Here is an 18,943-nt window from a genome sequence, read left to right as displayed (position 1 = left end):
GCGTCGTTCAGGCCGGCGCCGCCGCAGGACGAATGTCCGCAACCAGAAGGTCGAGCAATTCGCGCACGCTGCGAATCGCCGAGCCAAACGGAAGCGCCTCGCGCCCGCGGAAAAACAATCCGGTCTGACGATCGCCGCGTAGTGCCGCGGACAACCGGGCATCGATGCAAAAGTGCCCGAACTTTTCGATGCCGTCGCGCCATCCGCACGCAGTCAGGCAGTTCAGGCCCGACTGACATTCTTGCGGCTTCGTGCCGATCTTCTCGCGAATCTTCGTTTCCTGACGCATGTATCGCACGAGCCACGGCGTCTTCACGGCGCGCGCCGGCAAACCCGTCACGCTCACGAATTCGGCGATGTCTTCAGGTTTTGCATCGGCGAGAATGCGCTTGAATTCGGGATGCGCATCGCCTTCTTCGGTAACCGCGAACGCCGTTCCAAGCTGCACACCGGATGCGCCCGCCGCAAGCCAGTGACGTACCGCAGCATGACTGTCGATACCCCCCGCCACGATCAATGGGATCTGCGTTCGGCTGAGGCCGAGTGCATCGAACGTCAGCATGGTTTCTTCGATCACGCGCGCAAAATCGAAACGCTCGCTCGGGATATCCGCGACGCTTGCCACGCCAAGATGACCGCCGGCATGCGCCGGATGTTCGATCACGATGGCATCAGGCAGGCGGTTCTTCTTCATCCACTTCTTGAGCACCAGCGCGATGCCCCGGCTGTCCGAAAGAATGGGAATCAGCGCGATGTCGACACCTTGCGTCATGTCCGGCAGATCGAGCGGCAGTCCCGCGCCCATCACGATGGCGTCGGCGCCGCTATCGCACGCCGTCTGCACTGCCGCCGCATACGATGCGACTGCGCGCATCACGTTCACGGCAATCATGCCGCGACCTTCGCTGATCTCCTTCGCTGCGATGATTTCCCGGCGCAAGGCGGTCTGGTTTGCGGTCTCCAGTGTTTCCTGTGACGGTTCAATGCGGCACATTTCCATCAGATCAGGATGGTGGTGGCGCAAGTCGATGCTGGCGATCGTACCCATTGCGCCCTCCCTTGCCACCGAGCCGGCCAGCCGGTGCGCGGAAACGCCAACGCCCATGCCTCCCTGCACAACAGGAAGCAAGGTGCGGCCGCGGATGGTCAGGTGGGAAAGAGGCGTCATGTGGGGTTCAACTCCTGGGTCAAAGTTTTTTCAGCTTGCAGGAGGTTAGACAGACCCATGTTGCGATTTATCAATCAAGTTCGACTGTGCTGCGTTTCGTTTTCGCGAACGTGTTTGCGGTTGATTGTGTTGCGGTTGATTGTGTTGCAGCTCTTGTCTGGCACTAACGCGGCCTTGAAAACGCAAAGGGTCCGCTTCTTTCGAAGCGGACCCTTTCGGATTCGGCTATTCGACTGTCGTGTTACTGAATACCCTGACTTGCCAGCAGCTCTTCATACGTGCCGCCGAAGTCACGAATCGTGCCGTCGTTCTTGACTTCGATTACACGATTCGCCAAGCCGTTCACGAACTCGCGGTCATGCGACACGAAGATCAATGTGCCTTCGTATTTCTCGAGCGCAATCTGCAGGGATTCGATAGATTCCATGTCCATGTGATTGGTCGGCTCGTCCATCAGCAAGACGTTCGGGCGGCCGAGCATCAGCTTGCCCCAGATCATGCGGCCTTTTTCACCGCCTGACAGCACCTTGACGGACTTCTTGATGTCGTCGGCGTTGAAAAGCAAACGCCCGAGCGTACCGCGCACCATCTGGTCGTCGTCCCCGTCCTGACGATACTGATCGACCCAGTCGGTCAGCGTCTCGTCGTTCGGAAACTCTTCGTACGTGTCCTGCGGCATGTAGCCGATCAGCGCGTTTTCCGCCCACTTGACCGTACCGCCATCCAGTTCGATCGCGCCCTTCAACGCGCGCAGCAGCGTGGTCTTGCCCGCACCGTTCTCGCCGATGATCGCGATCCGCTCACCCGGCTGCACGCTCAAATTGAGATGATTGAAGATGGTCCGGTCGTATTTCTTCGTGATGCCATCGGCCACGACCGCGATGTTGTGCAGCTTCTTCTCGAACTCGAAGCGAATGAACGGGTTCTGACGCGACGAAGGCTTGAACTCCTCGATCTTGATCTTCTCGATCTGCTTTGCGCGGCTCGTCGCCTGGCGCGCCTTCGACTTGTTCGCCGAAAAGCGGCGTACGAAGTCCTGCAGATCGGCCACACGATCCTTCGCCTTCTGGTTCGCGCTCGCTTGACGCTCGCGCGCCTGAGCCGACGCCAGCATGTAGTCGTCGTAGTTACCCGGATAAACCTTGAGCGTGCCGTAATCCATGTCCGCCATGTGCGTGCAGACCTGGTTCAGGAAGTGCCGGTCGTGGGAAATGATCACCATGGTCGAGTTGTACTGGTTCAGCACGTCCTCGAGCCAGCGGATGGACGTGATGTCCAGGTTGTTGGTCGGTTCGTCGAGCAGCAGCACGTCCGGCTTCGAGAACAACGCTTGCGCGAGCAGCACGCGCAGCTTCCAGCCCGGCGCTACGTTGCTCATTGGTCCGGCATGGTCTTCGATTGCAATACCGATACCGAGCAGCAGTTCGCCCGCACGCGCTTCAGCGGTATAGCCGTCGTATTCCGCAAACTTTGCTTCGAGTTCGGCGGCGTGCATGTAGTCGTCGTCGGTGGCGTCCGGATTCGCATAAATGGCGTCGCGCTCGGACATGGCATTCCACATTTCCGTGTGGCCCATCATGACGACGTCGATCACGCGCATGTCTTCATACGCGAACTGATCCTGGCGCAACTTGCCCAGGCGAACGTTCGGTTCGAGCATCACGTTGCCGGAGCTCGGTTCCAGGTCGCCACCCAGGATTTTCATGAACGTGGATTTGCCGCAGCCGTTTGCCCCAATGAGGCCGTAGCGATTTCCTTCCCCGAACTTGACCGAAATGTTCTCGAAGAGGGGCTTCGGCCCGAATTGCATGGTGATGTTGGCAGTAGACAGCACAGCGCGTCCTTTTGAATGGTGTACGGCGAAAAACCTGCAATTTTAGCAGTTTTTGCGACGATTTGCGGCGTTGCAGCGGAACGGGACGGCAAAGCGGCGCTGAAGGCCGCTCGCCGCCTGTGTCCTGCCTACACGCGCTCAGCGATATACGCCTTCACCACGCCTGCGTCAGCTTTGACGATATCGAACTTCTGTGGCAATTCTTCCATGCCAATAAAAGCTGCCGGACGTTCCGGTTCGCGCTGCAGGGCTTCGCGGATGGTTTCGCCGAACTTGATGGGCTGCGCTGTCTCCAGCACGATCATGGGGACACCCGGCTTCAAATGTTCGCGAGCCACTTTCAAGCCGTCTGCCGTGTGCGTGTCGATCATGGTGTCGTACCGGCTGAATGCGTCGCGGATGGTTTCCACCCGGTCCGCATGGCTGCTGCGCCCCGACACGAAACCGAATTCCTTCACGCGCCCGAAATCGCCGCTTGCCGCGAGGTCAAAACCGCCCTTTTCCTCAACGTCACGGAAAAGCTGCAGTACTCGGGCCGGATCGCGGCCGAGCAGATCGAACACAAAACGCTCGAAATTAGACGCCTTCGAGATATCCATGCTCGGGCTCGTCGTGTGATACGTCTCGGCGGCCGTGCGCACGCGATAAACCCCGGTGCGGAAAAACTCGTCCAGCACGTCGTTTTCATTCGTGGCGACAACGAGCTGTTCGATCGGCAAGCCCATCATCCGCGCAATATGTCCCGCGCAGACGTTGCCGAAATTACCCGACGGCACCGTGAACGACACCCGCTCGGCGTTCGATTTCGTCGCGGCGAAGTAGCCCTTGAAGTAATAGACCACCTGCGCAACCACGCGGGCCCAGTTGATCGAATTGACCGTACCGATCTTGTTGGCAGCCTTGAACGCGTGATCGTTCGATACAGCCTTGACGATGTCCTGGCAACCATCGAAATTGCCGACGACCGCCAGATTGAAAATGTTCGGGTCCTGCAGCGAAAACATCTGCGCCGTCTGGAACGCGCTCATCTTCTGATGCGGCGAGAGCATGAACACGCGCAAGCCCTGCTTGCCGCGCATGGCGTACTCGGCGGCGCTGCCTGTGTCGCCTGAAGTGGCGCCCAGGATGTTGAGCGTCTCACCGTGCTTCGCGAGCGTGTACTCGAACAGGTTGCCGAGCAACTGCATGGCCATGTCCTTGAACGCGAGCGTCGGTCCGTTCGACAATTCCAGCAGCGACACGGTCGTGCCGTTCTCCACGCCCAGCGTCTTGATCGGCGTGATCTGCGATGCGCTTTCGTGATCGCGAACGTTGCTGTACGTCTTTGCGGTATAGGTGCGCCGTGTGAGCGAACGAAGGTCTTCGTCAGGGATATCGTCGCTGAACTTGCGCAGGATTTCGTAGGCGAGATCTGCATAAGGCAGCGAGCGCCACGCGTCGAGTTCCTGCGCCGTGACGCGCGGGTACTCAGCGGGCAGATACAGGCCGCCATCCTTGGCGAGACCGCCGAGAAGGATGTCGGAGAAAGTATGGCGCTCGCCAATGCCTGCGCCGCGGGTCGAGATGTAGTTCATTTCAGGGCCTTATTTCATTCCTTCCATGCGCAGTTTCGTCACCTTCGAAACCACCGTGGAGAGCGCTTCGATCTGCGTGATCGCTGCGTTGATTTCCTTTTCAACCGTTTCGTGCGTGAGCAGGATGATGTCGGTCTCGCCCTTGTCCTCGCCGTTGACGTGCTCGGATTCCTTCTGCAGCAAGGCATCGATCGAGATGACCTTGTCCGCGAGAATGCGCGTGATGTTGGCGAGCACACCGGTCACGTCAGCCACCCGCAAACGCAGGTAGTAGCTGCTCGTCACTTCCTCGATAGGCAGAATCGGTGTATTCGCCAGGCTGTCGTGCTGGAATGCCAGGTGCGGCACGCGATGCTCCGGGTCGGCCGTATGCAGGCGCGTCACATCCACGAGATCCGCGACCACCGCCGACGCGGTGGGCTCCGCGCCCGCGCCCTTGCCGTAGTAGAGCGTGGTGCCCACGGCATCGCCGTGAACCACGACCGCGTTCATTGCCCCTTCCACGTTCGCGAGCAAACGCTTTTCCGGGATCAGCGTCGGGTGCGTGCGCAATTCGATGCCTTTCTCCGTGCGGCGCGCGATCCCCAGGAGCTTGATCCGGTAACCCAGGTCTTCAGCGTAGCGGATATCGATTGCATCCAGTTTGCTGATGCCTTCCACATAAGCGCGGTCGAATTGCACGGGTACGCCGAACGCGATCGCGCTCATGATCGTGACCTTGTGCGCGGCGTCCACGCCTTCAATGTCGAAGGTAGGATCGGCTTCCGCATACCCCAGTTCCTGTGCCGCTTTCAGCGCGGTCGCGAAGTCGAGCCCGCGATCGCGCATCTCGGACAGGATGTAGTTCGTCGTACCGTTGATGATGCCCGCGATGTATTCGATCCGGTTGGCCGTCAGCCCTTCGCGCAGCGCCTTGATGATCGGAATGCCGCCCGCGACCGCCGCCTCGAACGCCACCATCACGCCTTTCTTGCTGGCCGCCTCGAAGATCTCGTTGCCGTGCACGGCGAGCAGCGCCTTGTTCGCCGTCACCACGTGCTTGCCGTTGGCGATCGCACGCAGCACCAGGTCACGCGCCACGCCCGTGCCGCCGATCATCTCGGCCACGATGTCGATGGACGGATCGTCCACGACCGAATTGAAGTCGGTCGTGATCTCGATGCCTTCGGCGCCCTTCACCTTGGACGGCGTTCGCACGGCGATGCGCGAAATTTCGATACCACGTCCGGCGCGCCGTTTGATTTCTTCCTGATTGCGGCGCAGCACCGTGAAGGTGCCGCTGCCGACGGTGCCGAAGCCCAGCAGGCCAACTTTGATCGGTTCCATTGCAGCGTAAGTCTTTTAAGAGAGGTGTTAAACAGAGTGACGCTTTCGATAACCATCGAGAAAGCGCGCGATACGGTTGATCGAGTCAGCCAGATCGTCCACGTTCGGCAGGAACACCACGCGGAAATGATCGGGCGCCGGCCAGTTGAAACCCGTGCCCTGCACGAGCAACGTGCGTTCTTCAAGCAACAGGTCCGTGATGAACTGCTGGTCGTCGACGATCGGATACATCTTCGGGTCGAGCTTCGGGAACATGTACAGCGCCGCTTGCGGCTTCACGCAACTCACGCCGGGAATGGCGGTCAGCATGTCGTACGCAAGCTCGCGCTGCTTGAAGAGGCGCCCGCCTGGCAGGATCAGGTCGTTGATGCTCTGGTAGCCGCCGAGCGCCGTCTGGATGGCGTACTGTCCCGGCACGTTCGCGCACAAGCGCATGGACGCAAGGATGCCTAGCCCTTCCATATAGTCGTTCGCAATCCGGCGATTCTCGCCCGTCAACCCGGAAATGAACATCCAGCCCGCACGATACCCGCACGCCCTATAGCTCTTCGAAAGGCTGTTGAACGTGACCGTCAGCACGTCCTCGGACAAAGCCGCGACCGCCGTATGCTTGCGGCCGTCGTAGACGATCTTGTCGTAGACCTCGTCGGCGAAAATGATCAGGCCGTGCTTGCGGGCGATCTCGATCATTTCGGTCAGCAGCGCGTCGGAATACAGCGCGCCGGTCGGATTGTTCGGGTTGATGATGACCAGTGCCTTCGTGTTCGGCGTGATCTTCGAGCGCAGGTCGTCGAGATCGGGCATCCAGTCAGCGGCTTCGTCGCAGAGATAATGCACAGGCGTGCCGGATGACAGGCTGACCGCGGCCGTCCACAGCGGGTAGTCCGGCGCGGGCAGCAGCACTTCGTCGCCGTCGTTGAGCAAACCCTGCATGGCCATCACGATCAGCTCGGACGCGCCGTTGCCGATGTAGATGTCGTCCAGCTCCACGCCCAGCACACCCTTTTCCTGCGTGTAATGCATGATCGCCTTGCGCGCAGCGAACACGCCCTTCGAGTCCGAATATCCCGACGATGCAGGCAGATTCCGGATCATGTCCTGGATGATTTCGTCGGGCGCGTCGAAACCAAACGAGGCCAGATTGCCAATGTTGAGCTTGATGATCCGGTGACCTTCGTCCTCGAGACGCTTCGCGTGTTCGAGCACGGGTCCGCGAATGTCGTAACAGACGTTCTGTAATTTATTGGACTTGAGAATCGGTTTCACGGCGGGAAGGCTCACTCGGTTACTTGAAATCAGGCTCTGTTGGTTATCGGGTGCAGTCGGCGGCCAAGGTCGGCGAAAGGATACGAACAAAGGACATTGCGGCCTGCGCTGCAAGGCGTTCCAATCCGGACCGGGATCGCGTCGATGCACGCGGGCCGGTCACAAGATGCAACAAGGACGTTCGACCGTGGTGGACGTCATGGCGCTCCTGAACCGGCGAAAATTTCGGGATTCGGAAGGCAGCGCAGAACAGGCAGTCTAGCGAAAATGCGCCGGATAAAGGCGGGTTTGGGCTCAAACGTGTGATTTTTGGCCATCAGGCCAAGGAAAACAGCCCTTTTTTGCGTGTCGGCAAGCAGCTTGTGGCGGCACGCGAAGCACTGCGCCGTCCGGACTCGCAACCCGCGAACGGCTGAAAAGTTATAATTTAGCGGATTAAGCGTGACTTTCGCAATGCGCGCGCCGTACTCGCCGGCAGATTCTTCCCGGCACGGGCGTTCGCACAGTCGCTCCTTGCCATCAACCCGCCTGTCGGACTATCGATTTGAAATTACATCAGGAAGCCAGCGGCGCGCTCAACACCATCACGAGTTACGGCGCCGATTACGTCGCGATCAATCTCCAGCGTCATGAAGGCAGCATTATCGTGATGCCGGAAAGTCCCGTGATCCAGTGGCCGGTCACGTCGTTCGAGACGCTCACGCCTGAACATTTCGATGCGCTGCTCGAGCTGGCGCCCGAAGTCATCGTGTTCGGCAGCGGCGCGCGCCTGCGTTTTCCGCATCCGCGGCTTACTGCCAGGCTCACGCAGCAGCGCATTGGCGTCGAGACGATGGACTTCGGCGCCGCATGCCGCACTTACAACATTCTGATGTCGGAAGGCCGCCGGGTCGCCGCCGCGCTGCTGCTCGAAGCCTGATCCGCGCTCGCTGAACCGGTTCGTAACGTCATCAAGGCGCCTCAGCGCGGAATCGGCACGCCAGTACGATAAACTGCCGCCCGGCAGCTTTGTCACGTAAGCCCGGCCCGCGCCCTTCGGTCAGCAGTTGAAACGTTGCACGTTTCTTCACCTACCAGCCCATTCGGACAGCTTGTGCGTATTGTCGAAGACGCGGAACCTGCGTGTGTTCACCGAACATGTGCGACAAGACATCCGGAGCCCGCCTAAGCCGCCCTTAAGTCTCGATGCGCAACACTCGAGCCCCTTTTTGAATTTGCTTTTCGCCGCAAAAGCGGCACTGGACAGGTCGACTTCTATGAACGATACGCCTTACCGGCTACCGCTCACCCGCCTCTCGCTTTTATTGCTGGTCGCAGCGCTCGCTGTGGTCTGGTTTGCGCCCCTCGGCCTGCGCCATCTCGTTCCCAGCGACGAAGGCCGGTACGCGGAAATGGCCCGCGAAATGTTCGTGACCGGTGACTGGATCACGCCGCGATACAACGGCTACAAATATTTCGAGAAACCGCCGCTGCAAACCTGGGCGAACGCGCTGACGTTCGCGTGGTTCGGGATCGGCGAATGGCAGGCGCGGCTCTATACCGCACTGACGGGGTTTGCCGGCGTGCTGCTGATTGGCTATACCGGCGCGCGAGTATTCAATGGCGTGACGGGCTTTTGCGCGGCAGTCGTCCTTGCGACGTCGCCCTACTGGAATCTGATGGCCCATTTCGACACGCTCGACATGGGTTTGTCCTTCTGGATGGAACTCACGCTGTGCGGCTTGTTGCTCGCGCAACGCCCCAACCTCCCCGCCAGCCAGGTCCGGCTTTGGATGTGGCTCTGCTGGGCCGGCATGGCGCTCGCATTGCTCTCAAAGGGGCTGGTCGGTCTTATTCTGCCGGGCGCGGTCCTTGTGCTCTACACGCTGATCGCGCGTGACTGGGCCCTGTGGCGGCGCCTTTACATTGGCAGCGGACTGATCCTGTTTGCGATCATCTCCGTGCCCTGGTTCGTGCTGGTGCAGATGAAAAATCCGGAGTTCCTGAACTTCTTTTTCATCGTGCAGCAGTTTCAGCGTTATCTGACGCCCGAACAGAACCGGCCGGGCGCGTTCTATTACTTTGTGCCCGTTTTGATCATCGGATTCCTGCCCTGGCTCTCCGTGATTTTCCAGAGCGCCCGCCACGCGGTGAAAGTGCCACGACAGCCAAACGGCTTTGCGCCGGTCACCTTGCTGCTGCTCTGGACGGCCTTCATCTTCCTGTTTTTCAGCGCATCACACTCGAAACTCCTGTCCTATACGCTGCCGATTGCGCCGTCGATCGCGTTGCTTATCGCAATCTATTTGCCGCTTCTGACGAGGGTGCAATGGAGCCGGCATTTGATTGGCTATGCCGTCTTTCTGGTCGCGGCGGCATTCGGCGCAATCTTCCTGGGTCGCATGGGCGGTGGGCATACGCCGAACTCTCTGTATCGTGAGTTCCAGCTTTGGGTGTATGCAGCGCTCGCTGTTGCGTTCGTAGTCACGCTTGCAGCGATCTGGTACAACCGGCGCAGTTCGATTGGCGGCGTTGTGTTGCTGGGCACCGCGTGGTTGCTGATCGGTACCATCGCGGGAACAGGACACGATGTCTTCGGCCGCGAGAGTTCCGGCGTGAAACTGGTGCCTGCGGTCAAGGCAGCTATGGCAAAGCTCCCGGCAGACACGCCGTTTTATTCGGTTGCCAAGCTCGACCACACCATGCCGTTTTACCTCGGCCACACCATGATCATGGTCCAGGAGCCCGACGAACTGCAGTTCGGCGTGACGACGGAGCCGCAGAAATGGTTGCCGACCATCGATGCGTGGATTGAACGCTGGGACGCCGATCGATACGCTCTCGCGCTGATGCCCCCGGGCAGGTATGACGAAATGCTTGCGAAAAACGTGCCGATGAAAGTGATTGCGCGTGATGATCGAAGGGTCATTGTGGAAAAGCCGCAGCCTTGAAACAATGGTGCGGCGTTCGCGCAAGCCATTTTGTACAAGAATGCTGCGCCGCACTACGCCGATAAAAACCACTATTACGGTCGACGATGAACCCGATATCCTTCATTTGCATCATCACCGGCGTCCTGTTGAACGCCGGTGCGCAGTTGCTGCTCAAAGCAGGTGTGAACGCCGTGGGCCATTTCGAGTTCACGCCGGCGAACATCGTGCCGATTGGTTTGAAGATTGCAACGCAATGGCCGATCATCGGTGGCCTCACCTGCTATGTGTTCAGTGTCGTGGTGTGGATCGTGGGTTTGTCGCGGGTCGACGTTTCCGTGGCTTATCCCATGCTTTCATTGGGTTACGTGGTAAACGCTTTCGCAGCGTGGTATTTGTTCGGTGAAATTCTGTCAGTGCAGCGCCTGGTTGGTATCGGCATCATCCTGATTGGCGTAGTGGTGTTGACCCGCGCCTAGCCCCGGCTTCGCTTTTGTCAGCTTATGTCAACGCCTCGCTCCTCCATTTCTAACGCAGAGACTCCATGACCCAGAACGTGACCTCCAAAACGCTCCCTTTCCTGCCGTTCGTGCGCTCCGAGATCGACGAAGAGACGATCCAGGGCGTCGCCGACGTACTGCGTTCCGGCTGGATCACGACCGGCCCGCAGAACACGCAGTTCGAAGCTGATCTGTCTGCCTATTGCGGCGGCCGCCCGGTGCGCACGTTCAATTCCGGTACGGCGACCATGGAAATCGGCTTGCGGATTGCGGGCGTAGGCGAAGGCGAAGGCGACGAAGTCATCACCACGCCGATGACCTGGGTCTCGACCAGCAATGTGATCATTGAAACGGGCGCCACGCCAGTATTTGCGGACATCGATCCGGTCACGCGCAATATCGACCTGGATCTACTGGAAAAAGCCATCACGCCGCGCACCAAGGCCATCCTGCCGGTATATCTCTCTGGTTTGCCCGTGGATATGGACCGCCTCTACGGCATCGCCCGCGACCATAAATTGCGCGTGATCGAAGACGCCGCGCAGGCGTTCGGTTCAAGCTGGCGCGGCAAGAAAATCGGCTCGTTTGGCGACATGGTTTCGTTCAGTTTTCACGCCAACAAGAACGTGACGTCCATAGAAGGCGGCGCGCTTGTCCTGAATAACGAAGAGGAAGCGGTGCTGGCCCAGAAGTACCGGCTGCAGGGCATCACGCGCACGGGCTTCGACGGAATGGACTGCGACCTGCTCGGCGGCAAATACAATCTCACCGATGTCGCCGCTCGCGTCGGCCTCGGGCAGTTGAAGCACGTCGAGCGTTTCACGGAAAAGCGCCGCGAGCTCGCGCGAGCCTATTTCGAGAGTTTCGCGAACGGCTCGGCCGTGCGCGCGGGCGTGCAACTGCCGGTGCAGAACTTCACTGACAGCAACTGGCACATGTTCCAGATTGCGTTGCCGCTGGAGCGCCTCTCCCTCACGCGCTCGGAATTCATGGGGCAGATGAAGGAGCGCGGCATCGGCACGGGCGTGCATTACCCGGCGCTGCATCTGTTCACGCTGTACCGGGCGCGCGGTTTCCATGAAGGCATGTTCCCGCAAGCCGAAAAGTATGGCGCGTCCACGGTTACGCTGCCCCTTTTCACGCAGATGACCCATGACGACGTGACGCGAGTCGTGCAGGCCGTCGATGAAATCTGCGCGGCGCACGCCATATAAGAAGAAGCCGCGCCGCGGGCTGCGGCCGGCGCAGCATCAATTGATTACGGAAATCTAGCGGAACCATCGCCAATATGAGTCAAACCGATTTTTTGCCGACCGGCCCCGAACTGACGGTCGTGGTCCCGGTGTACAACGAGGAAGACGGCCTCGCCGCGCTCTTCTCGCGCCTGTATCCCGCGCTCGATGCGCTCGGTGCAACGTATGAGGTCATTTTTATCAACGACGGCAGCAGGGACAAATCCGCCGCACTGCTCGCGCAGCAATTTCGCGCACGTCCGGACACGACGCGCGTGATCCTGCTAAACGGCAATTACGGCCAGCACATGGCCATCCTCGCCGGCTTCGAGCAGTCACGCGGGGAAAGCGTAATCACGCTGGACGCCGACCTGCAGAATCCGCCCGAGGAAATCGCCAAGCTGCTAACCAAGATGCGCGAGGGTTACGACTATGTCGGCACGATCCGTCAGCAGCGCCGGGATAGTTTCTGGCGCAAGAAGGCATCGCGGCTGATGAACCGATTGCGCGAACGCATCACGCGGATTCGCATGACGGACCAGGGCTGCATGCTGCGCGGGTATAGCCGTCATATCATCGATACGATCAATCGTTGCGGCGAAATCAACACGTTCATTCCGGCGCTCGCCTACACGTTCTCGCAGAATCCGATTGAAATCGATGTCGCGCACGAAGAACGTTTCGCGGGCGAATCCAAGTATTCGCTGTACAGCCTGATCCGCCTGAACTTCGACCTCGTGACCGGGTTTTCGGTCGTGCCGCTGCAGTGGTTATCGTTCATAGGCGTGATTCTTTCGGTAGGGTCCGCAGGTTTGTTCCTGCTGCTGCTGGTGCGGCGTTTCATGTTCGGCGCGGAAGTCGAAGGTGTGTTCACGCTGTTCGCCATCACCTTCTTCATGCTCGGCGTGATCATCTTCGCGCTGGGGCTGCTCGGCGAGTACATCGGCCGGATCTATCAGCAGGTTCGTGCACGGCCGCGTTATCTGGTTCAGACAATACTGGAAGAACGCGACGGCCAGATCTCGCGTACCAAGCCGCGTCAGGAAGCCGTCGCCGCGATCACGCGCGAGGTCGATCCGTCATGAGGTCTTTGCCATGAAGCCACGCGCAGTCGTGTTCGCGTATCACAACGTCGGCGTGCGTTGCCTGCAGGTGTTGCTGGCGCGCGGCGTGGACGTTGCGCTGGTCGTCACGCACGAAGACAATCCGCAAGAGAACATCTGGTTCAGCAGCGTGAAATCCGTGGCGGCGGATCATGGGATCGACGTGATCACGCCCGCCGACCCGAAGTCGGCCGAGCTGCATGACGCCATAGCCAGGCTTGCGCCGGACTTCATCTTCTCGTTCTACTACCGTCATATGCTGCCGGTCGGCCTGCTCGCGCTCGCCACGCGCGGCGCGTACAACATGCACGGCTCGCTGCTGCCGAAATATCGCGGCCGCGTTCCAACCAACTGGGCCGTGCTGAACGGCGAGACGGAAACCGGTGCGACGCTGCATGAAATGGCGGCAAAGCCCGACGCCGGGACCATTCTCGCGCAGACGCCTGTTCCCATTCTCCCGGACGACACCGCGAGCCAGGTCTTCGACAAAACCACCGTCGCCGCCGAACAGACGCTCTGGCGTGTGCTGCCGGCGCTGATCGCAGGGGAAGCGCCGCATCTTCCGAACGATCTCAGCAAAGGCAGCTATTTCGGCGGCAGGAAACCGGAAGATGGGCGTATCGACTGGTCGAAACCGGCACAGCAGGTGTACAACCTGATTCGCGCCGTCGCGCCGCCGTATCCGGGCGCTTTCACGGATCTTGGACCGACACGGTTTATCGTGGCGCGGGCCCGGCTCGTGCCGGAGACCGGTTTGCCCGATTTCGAAGCCGAGACCCTGCGCGCGCTCGGGGATTTGCCCCCCGGCCTTCACGTGAAGGATAATGCGCTGTTTGGCGTATGCGGCGATGGCCGCGTCGTCGCCATTCGTGAACTACGGCAGCCATTCGTGGACGAAAGCCAGACTCCAGCCGGCGGCGAACGCGTCGTCAGTCCCGCCGAATTCGGCCGACTCACTCAATCACTTCCTCATTCATGAAAAAAGTCCTGATCCTGGGTGTCAACGGCTTCATTGGCCACCACCTTTCCAAGCGCATTCTCGAGACGACCGACTGGGAAGTCTTCGGCATGGACATGCAGCGCGACCGTTTGGGCGACCTCGCCCACCATGAGCGCATGCATTTCTTCGAAGGCGACATCACGATCAACAAGGAGTGGGTCGAATATCACATCAAGAAATGCGATGTGATCCTCCCGCTGGTCGCGATCGCAACGCCGGCCACCTACGTGAAGCAGCCGCTGCGTGTGTTCGAGCTCGACTTCGAAGCGAACCTGCCCATCGTGCGTTCGGCCGTGAAGTACGGCAAGCACCTCGTGTTCCCGTCGACGTCCGAGGTCTACGGCATGTGCACGGACGAGCAGTTCGATCCCGAGGAATCGCAACTCAGCTACGGCCCGATCAACAAGCCGCGTTGGATCTACGCGTGCTCGAAGCAGTTGATGGACCGCGTGATCTGGGGTTACGGCATGGAAGGCCTGAACTTCACGCTGTTCCGCCCGTTCAACTGGATCGGCCCGGGCCTCGACTCCATCTACACGCCGAAGGAAGGCAGCTCGCGAGTGGTCACGCAGTTCCTCGGCCATATCGTGCGGGGCGAAAACATCAGTCTCGTCGATGGCGGCGCGCAAAAACGTGCGTTCACGGATATCGACGACGGCATTGGCGCGCTGATGAAGATCATCGAAAACAAGAACGGCGTGGCGACGGGCAAGATCTACAACATCGGCAATCCGAGCAACAACTTCTCGGTGCGCGAACTCGCGAACAAGATGCTGAAGCTCGCGAACGAGATCAGCGAGTACGCCGAGAGCGCGAAGACCGTGCAACTGGTCGAGACGTCGTCGGATGCTTATTACGGCACGGGCTACCAGGACGTGCAGAACCGCGTGCCCAAGATCGACAACACGATCGAAGAACTGGACTGGAAACCGGTCGCGACCATGGACGACGCCCTGCGCAAGATCTTCGAAGCGTATCGCGGCGATGTGGCGACGGCCCGGCGCCTTGTCGAAGACCAGAATTAAGGGCGGCGCGTGGCTCGCATCGTTCTGAAAATCGACGTCGATACGTTGCGCGGCACGCGCGAAGGTGTGCCGAATCTCGCGCGCCTGCTCGACAAGTATCACGCCCGCGCGACCTTCCTGTTCAGTCTCGGACCCGATCACACCGGCTGGGCTTTACGCCGGGTGTTTCGTCCGGGGTTCCTGAAGAAGGTCTCGCGGACATCGGTCGTGGAGCACTACGGCGTCAAGACGCTCATGTATGGCGTGCTTCTGCCGGGGCCGGACATCGGCCGGCGTGCGGTTGCAGAGATGCGCGCAATTCACGAAGGCGGCTTCGAGTGCGGCATCCACACGTGGGACCACGTCTACTGGCAGGACAACGTCCGCGCAGGCAACCGTGAGTGGACCGCCGCGCAGATGCAGCGCAGCCACGCGCGTTTCATCGAAATCTTCGGCGCACCGCCCGTCACGCACGGCGCGGCAGGCTGGCAGATGAACGGCTACGCGTTTGAACAGATCGATGCCTGGGGCATGAAGTACGCGTCCGACGGACGGGGCCACGCGCCCTACATTCCCGTGCTCGATGGCCGCGTCCTGAATCACGTCCAGATGCCGACCACGCTGCCCACGCTGGATGAGGTTCTGGGCGTCGATGGCGTCGACGTGAGCAACGTCGCCGCTCATCTGCTCGGGCTGACATCGAAGCGGGATCACGATCAGGTATTCACGCTGCACGCCGAACTCGAGGGACAAAAGCTTGCCCCGGTTTTCGAGCAGATGCTGGCTGGCTGGAGCGCCCAGGGTCACACGTTCTGCACGATGGGTGACTATCATGCGACGCTGGACCGCTCGACGCTGCCCACGTACCCTGTTGCGTGGGGCGAGATTCCGGGCCGCGCGGGTGAGCTGATCCTGCAGCCGGACTGATGCCTCGCGCGGGCTCAGCGAGCTTGCAGGAACGAGATTCTTCCAATCTGCACCACCGTTTCAACGTGCCCGATCACCAGAAACTGGCGTCCGGGCACGCGTCATCGATAAAAAAGAGGAGAAACTCCGTGCCGATCGCAGTCGATCAACCTGTTCCCGATTTCACCGCCCCCGCCACCGGCGGCGACTTTTCGCTGTCCAGCCTGAAGGGCAAGAAAGTCGTGCTGTTTTTCTATCCGAAGGACAATACGCCGGGGTGCACCACTGAAAGCCTGCAATTCCGCGATCTCTACGACCAGTTCAAGGCAGCCGGCGCGGAGGTCATCGGTATCTCGCGCGACAGCGTGAAATCGCACGACAACTTCAAGGCGAAGCTGGAACTGCCGTACACACTGGTGTCCGACTCCGACGAAGCCATCTGCTCGCTCTTCGGCGTCATCAAGATGAAGAAAATGTATGGCAAGGAAGTCCGCGGAATCGAGCGTTCGACCTTCCTGCTGGACGCGAACTGTGTGCTTCGCCGGGAGTTCCGTGGCGTAAAGGTTCCAGGTCACGTCGAGCAGATTGTGGAAGCTGTACAAGCGCTTTGAGGCACGTTATATTGATTCGCAATGAGCGCATGCCCCTCCTTCCATTTCTCTTTACGTAGCGCCCGGTGTATCGCGGCAACCACCGCGACCGGCACGGGTCTCCGCTACACACGACGCTCCGGCTTCACATGTTGCCCGGGCGAAGTGAAGGACGAAAGGAGCAGGTACGCAGGCGCTCCAGAGCCGCTGGTCCCAACGTCCGGGACGGCGGCTTTTTTGTTTGCGGACGCTCCCTCCCGCGCTGCGCGCCGCGCCGTCCGCGCGTTTGAACTCCCGTTTGATCTTCAGGACGCAACTTCCAAGGAGCCGATCGAAATCTAGGCGAACCGGCGTTTTCGAAACCGAAGCGCGTCACCGGGCGCAAACTGCATCGAAGTCAGGCCTGATAACTCAGGCCAACCCAGCAGGATGCGACAGGCGACGCACGACATAAGATCCGATCCTTTCGAGGGAAACCATGCCTTTGCCTACCGCACCCGTCAAGCTCGGCAACCTCCTGCCGTCTGAAGAATACAAAGCCAAAGCCCGGCCTGCCCGACCATCCAGAAAGCAGGCGAGCGAGGGCGACCTAGCCACGACTGACATCGATACTGACTTCGCCGCGCCGGCTAGCGCTTCGCGCCCCACCGCCGCGAACACGTTGCGCGCGATCGCCAGTGAAACGCTCGCGAATGCCGCAAAAGGCTCGGCCGTCGAAGCATCCGACGCCGCACCTGCCGCGCGTACGCGCCGCACCAGGCAGACCGCGGCCTTGCTGCAGCCCGCCGCTGCGCCCGCCGAGCAGGTCGAGACCACGGCGCAGCCGGCCGTGGCCCGCGCGCCGGTCGAAGCTCGCGTTCGTTCCGAAGCGCCGCCCGCCGCGCCGGCTTCGGCTGCCGCACAGCCGCGCGTTCAGCAAAAGCGCCGTCAGCGCGGCCAGCCGGAAAACGAGATCGGCAAGCTCTTCGTGCTCGATACGAACGTGCTGATGCACGATCCATCATCGCTTTTCAGGTTCGAGGAACACGACGTCTATCTGCCCATGATGACGCTCGAGGAACTCGACAACCACAAGAAAGGCATGTCGGAAGTGGCGCGCAATGCACGCCAGGTCAGCCGTACGCTGGATGCGCTGGTCGCCCATGTTGGCGAGATGTCGGCGGGATTGCCGCTCTCCGCCCTGGGTAACCGCGATGCAACCGGCCGCCTTTACTTCCAGACCACGTTGACCGACATCGAGCCGGTTGAGGGTCTGCCGGTCGGCAAGGCGGACAACCAGATTCTCGGCGTGGTTCGCGCGCTGCAAAAAGAGCGCACGGATCGCCAGGTCGTGCTGGTGTCGAAAGACATCAACATGCGCATCAAGGCCCACGCGCTCGGTCTGCCGGCAGAAGATTATTTCAACGACCAGGTCCTGGAAGACAAGGATCTGCTTTATTCCGGCGTGCGCGCGCTGCCTTCGGACTTCTGGACGAAGCACGCGAAAGGCATGGAAAGCTGGCAGGACACGAAGACAGGCACCACGTACTACCGCGTGACCGGTCCGCAATGCGCGTCCATGTTAGTGAACGAGTTTGTGTACTTCGAACCGCAGAACGGCGAACCGTCGTTCTATGGCATCGTGCGTGAGCTCAACGGCAAGACGGCGCTGCTGCAAACGCTGCGCGATTACAGTCACCACAAGAACAACGTGTGGGGCATTACATCGCGCAACCGGGAGCAGAATTTTGCGCTGAACCTGCTGATGAACCCGGACGTCGACTTTGTCACGCTGCTGGGTCAGGCCGGGACCGGCAAGACCTTGATGGCGCTGGCCGCCGGCCTCGCACAGGTACTCGACGACAAGCGCTACAACGAGATCATCGTGACCCGGGCGACGGTTCCGGTGGGCGAAGATATCGGGTTCTTGCCGGGTACGGAAGAGGAAAAGATGCAGCCGTGGATGGGCGCATTCGACGACAACCTCGAGGTCCTGCAGAAAACGGACGACGCCGCCGGCGAATGGGGCCGCGCCGCCACGCAGGAACTGATCCGCTCGCGCCTGAAGGTGAAGAGCATGAACTTCATGCGTGGACGCACGTTCGTGGACAAGTACGTGATCATCGATGAAGCGCAGAACCTGACGCCGAAACAGATGAAAACGCTCGTCACGCGGGCGGGTCCGGGTACGAAGATCGTGTGCCTGGGCAATATCGCGCAGATCGATACGCCTTATTTGACCGAAGGCAGCTCGGGGCTGACGTACGTGGTTGACCGCTTCAAGGGCTGGACGCACAGCGGTCACGTGACGCTGGCGCGCGGTGAGCGCTCGCGTCTGGCGGATTACGCTTCAGATATCCTTTAAAGTTTCACCCACTGTCCGAAAGCCCGGCAAGCATCGCTTGCCGGGCTTTTTTTGTGGTTTTTTCTCTAAACCGACGTCGTATGCAACCGCACTTACAACGTTAACCTAAAGTGACTTATCAACAAAACTTGCCGGAGCCCCATCTGACGGGCTAGTATCGCGAGACCGTCATCACGGTGAGCGGTCC

The 18,943-nt window shown here is 60.2% G+C and carries 15 protein-coding genes; 10 read left to right on the top strand and 5 right to left on the bottom strand.

The window, feature by feature from the left end; genetic code table 11:
- Positions 1-7 precede the first annotated feature (7 nt).
- The 5 genes from AXG89_RS12780 to AXG89_RS12760 form a co-directional block, all read right to left on the bottom strand.
- A complete protein-coding gene (locus tag AXG89_RS12780; RefSeq protein WP_062169865.1) occupies positions 8-1,168 on the bottom strand; it encodes an NAD(P)H-dependent flavin oxidoreductase in 1,161 nt (386 codons plus the stop codon).
- 241 nt (positions 1,169-1,409) lie between these two features.
- Complete coding sequence (locus tag AXG89_RS12775) at positions 1,410-3,002, bottom strand: ABC-F family ATPase (protein WP_061999271.1); 1,593 nt, start codon at positions 3,000-3,002, stop codon at positions 1,410-1,412.
- Positions 3,003-3,130: 128 nt separating this feature from the next.
- Complete coding sequence (thrC, locus tag AXG89_RS12770) at positions 3,131-4,576, bottom strand: threonine synthase (RefSeq protein ID WP_062169864.1); 1,446 nt, start codon at positions 4,574-4,576, stop codon at positions 3,131-3,133.
- Positions 4,577-4,585: 9 nt separating this feature from the next.
- Positions 4,586-5,902, bottom strand: a complete 1,317-nt coding sequence (locus AXG89_RS12765; RefSeq protein ID WP_061999269.1) for a homoserine dehydrogenase — start codon at positions 5,900-5,902, stop codon at positions 4,586-4,588.
- Positions 5,903-5,929: 27 nt separating this feature from the next.
- Positions 5,930-7,168, bottom strand: a complete 1,239-nt coding sequence (locus AXG89_RS12760) for a pyridoxal phosphate-dependent aminotransferase (RefSeq protein ID WP_162916050.1) — start codon at positions 7,166-7,168, stop codon at positions 5,930-5,932.
- Positions 7,169-7,712: 544 nt separating this feature from the next.
- Here AXG89_RS12760 and AXG89_RS12755 point away from each other — a divergent pair.
- The 10 genes from AXG89_RS12755 to AXG89_RS12710 all read left to right on the top strand — a co-directional run bounded on the left by AXG89_RS12755 (position 7,713) and on the right by AXG89_RS12710 (position 18,756).
- Positions 7,713-8,087, top strand: a complete 375-nt coding sequence (locus tag AXG89_RS12755) for an Mth938-like domain-containing protein (protein WP_061999266.1) — start codon at positions 7,713-7,715, stop codon at positions 8,085-8,087.
- Between the two features lie 337 nt (positions 8,088-8,424).
- The gene (locus AXG89_RS12750; protein ID WP_062170573.1) at positions 8,425-10,098 is read left to right on the top strand and encodes a glycosyltransferase family 39 protein; all 1,674 of its coding nucleotides are present in this window, start codon (positions 8,425-8,427) and stop codon (positions 10,096-10,098) included.
- 86 nt (positions 10,099-10,184) lie between these two features.
- Positions 10,185-10,556, top strand: coding sequence for an SMR family transporter (locus tag AXG89_RS12745; RefSeq protein ID WP_061999264.1), 372 nt, complete (start codon positions 10,185-10,187; stop codon positions 10,554-10,556).
- A 65-nt stretch (positions 10,557-10,621) separates the two neighbouring features.
- Entirely contained in the window at positions 10,622-11,791 is a 1,170-nt protein-coding gene (locus AXG89_RS12740) for a DegT/DnrJ/EryC1/StrS family aminotransferase (protein ID WP_442861734.1), read from the top strand.
- A 74-nt stretch (positions 11,792-11,865) separates the two neighbouring features.
- Positions 11,866-12,894 carry a glycosyltransferase gene (locus AXG89_RS12735; RefSeq protein ID WP_062169863.1) on the top strand — a complete coding sequence of 343 codons (1,029 nt, stop codon included), beginning with the start codon at positions 11,866-11,868 and terminating at the stop codon, positions 12,892-12,894.
- Between the two features lie 10 nt (positions 12,895-12,904).
- Entirely contained in the window at positions 12,905-13,891 is a 987-nt protein-coding gene (locus tag AXG89_RS12730) for a formyltransferase (protein ID WP_061999262.1), read from the top strand.
- Complete coding sequence (locus tag AXG89_RS12725) at positions 13,888-14,937, top strand: bifunctional UDP-4-keto-pentose/UDP-xylose synthase (protein ID WP_061999261.1); 1,050 nt, start codon at positions 13,888-13,890, stop codon at positions 14,935-14,937. The genes AXG89_RS12730 and AXG89_RS12725 overlap by 4 nt, the downstream gene beginning before the upstream one ends.
- 9 nt (positions 14,938-14,946) lie before the next feature.
- Positions 14,947-15,843, top strand: a complete 897-nt coding sequence (locus tag AXG89_RS12720) for a polysaccharide deacetylase family protein (RefSeq protein WP_062169862.1) — start codon at positions 14,947-14,949, stop codon at positions 15,841-15,843.
- A 128-nt stretch (positions 15,844-15,971) separates the two neighbouring features.
- Positions 15,972-16,433 (top strand): peroxiredoxin, encoded by a 462-nt coding sequence (locus tag AXG89_RS12715; RefSeq protein WP_062169861.1) that lies wholly within the window; start codon positions 15,972-15,974, stop codon positions 16,431-16,433.
- Positions 16,434-16,890: 457 nt separating this feature from the next.
- A complete protein-coding gene (locus tag AXG89_RS12710; protein WP_061999257.1) occupies positions 16,891-18,756 on the top strand; it encodes a PhoH family protein in 1,866 nt (621 codons plus the stop codon).
- The last annotated feature ends 187 nt before the right edge of the window (positions 18,757-18,943 follow it).

Source organism: Burkholderia sp. PAMC 26561 (assembly GCF_001557535.2).
Classification (GTDB): domain Bacteria; phylum Pseudomonadota; class Gammaproteobacteria; order Burkholderiales; family Burkholderiaceae; genus Caballeronia.
The sequence above is the reverse complement of the archived record's forward strand: the minus strand, read 5'-3'. Positions and strand labels throughout refer to the sequence as shown.

What these genes read in the sequence shown, in the direction of transcription:
- AXG89_RS12780 (WP_062169865.1), bottom strand. Translation starts at nt 1,168, where the DNA reads ATGACGCCTCTTTCCCACCTGACCATCCGCGGCCGCACCTTGCTTCCT.
- AXG89_RS12730 (WP_061999262.1), top strand. Translation starts at nt 12,905, where the DNA reads ATGAAGCCACGCGCAGTCGTGTTCGCGTATCACAACGTCGGCGTGCGT.
- AXG89_RS12710 (WP_061999257.1), top strand. Translation starts at nt 16,891, where the DNA reads ATGCCTTTGCCTACCGCACCCGTCAAGCTCGGCAACCTCCTGCCGTCT.
- AXG89_RS12765 (WP_061999269.1), bottom strand. Translation starts at nt 5,902, where the DNA reads ATGGAACCGATCAAAGTTGGCCTGCTGGGCTTCGGCACCGTCGGCAGC.
- AXG89_RS12735 (WP_062169863.1), top strand. Translation starts at nt 11,866, where the DNA reads ATGAGTCAAACCGATTTTTTGCCGACCGGCCCCGAACTGACGGTCGTG.
- AXG89_RS12750 (WP_062170573.1), top strand. Translation starts at nt 8,425, where the DNA reads ATGAACGATACGCCTTACCGGCTACCGCTCACCCGCCTCTCGCTTTTA.
- AXG89_RS12725 (WP_061999261.1), top strand. Translation starts at nt 13,888, where the DNA reads ATGAAAAAAGTCCTGATCCTGGGTGTCAACGGCTTCATTGGCCACCAC.
- AXG89_RS12745 (WP_061999264.1), top strand. Translation starts at nt 10,185, where the DNA reads ATGAACCCGATATCCTTCATTTGCATCATCACCGGCGTCCTGTTGAAC.
- thrC (WP_062169864.1), bottom strand. Translation starts at nt 4,576, where the DNA reads ATGAACTACATCTCGACCCGCGGCGCAGGCATTGGCGAGCGCCATACT.
- AXG89_RS12740 (WP_442861734.1), top strand. Translation starts at nt 10,622, where the DNA reads ATGACCCAGAACGTGACCTCCAAAACGCTCCCTTTCCTGCCGTTCGTG.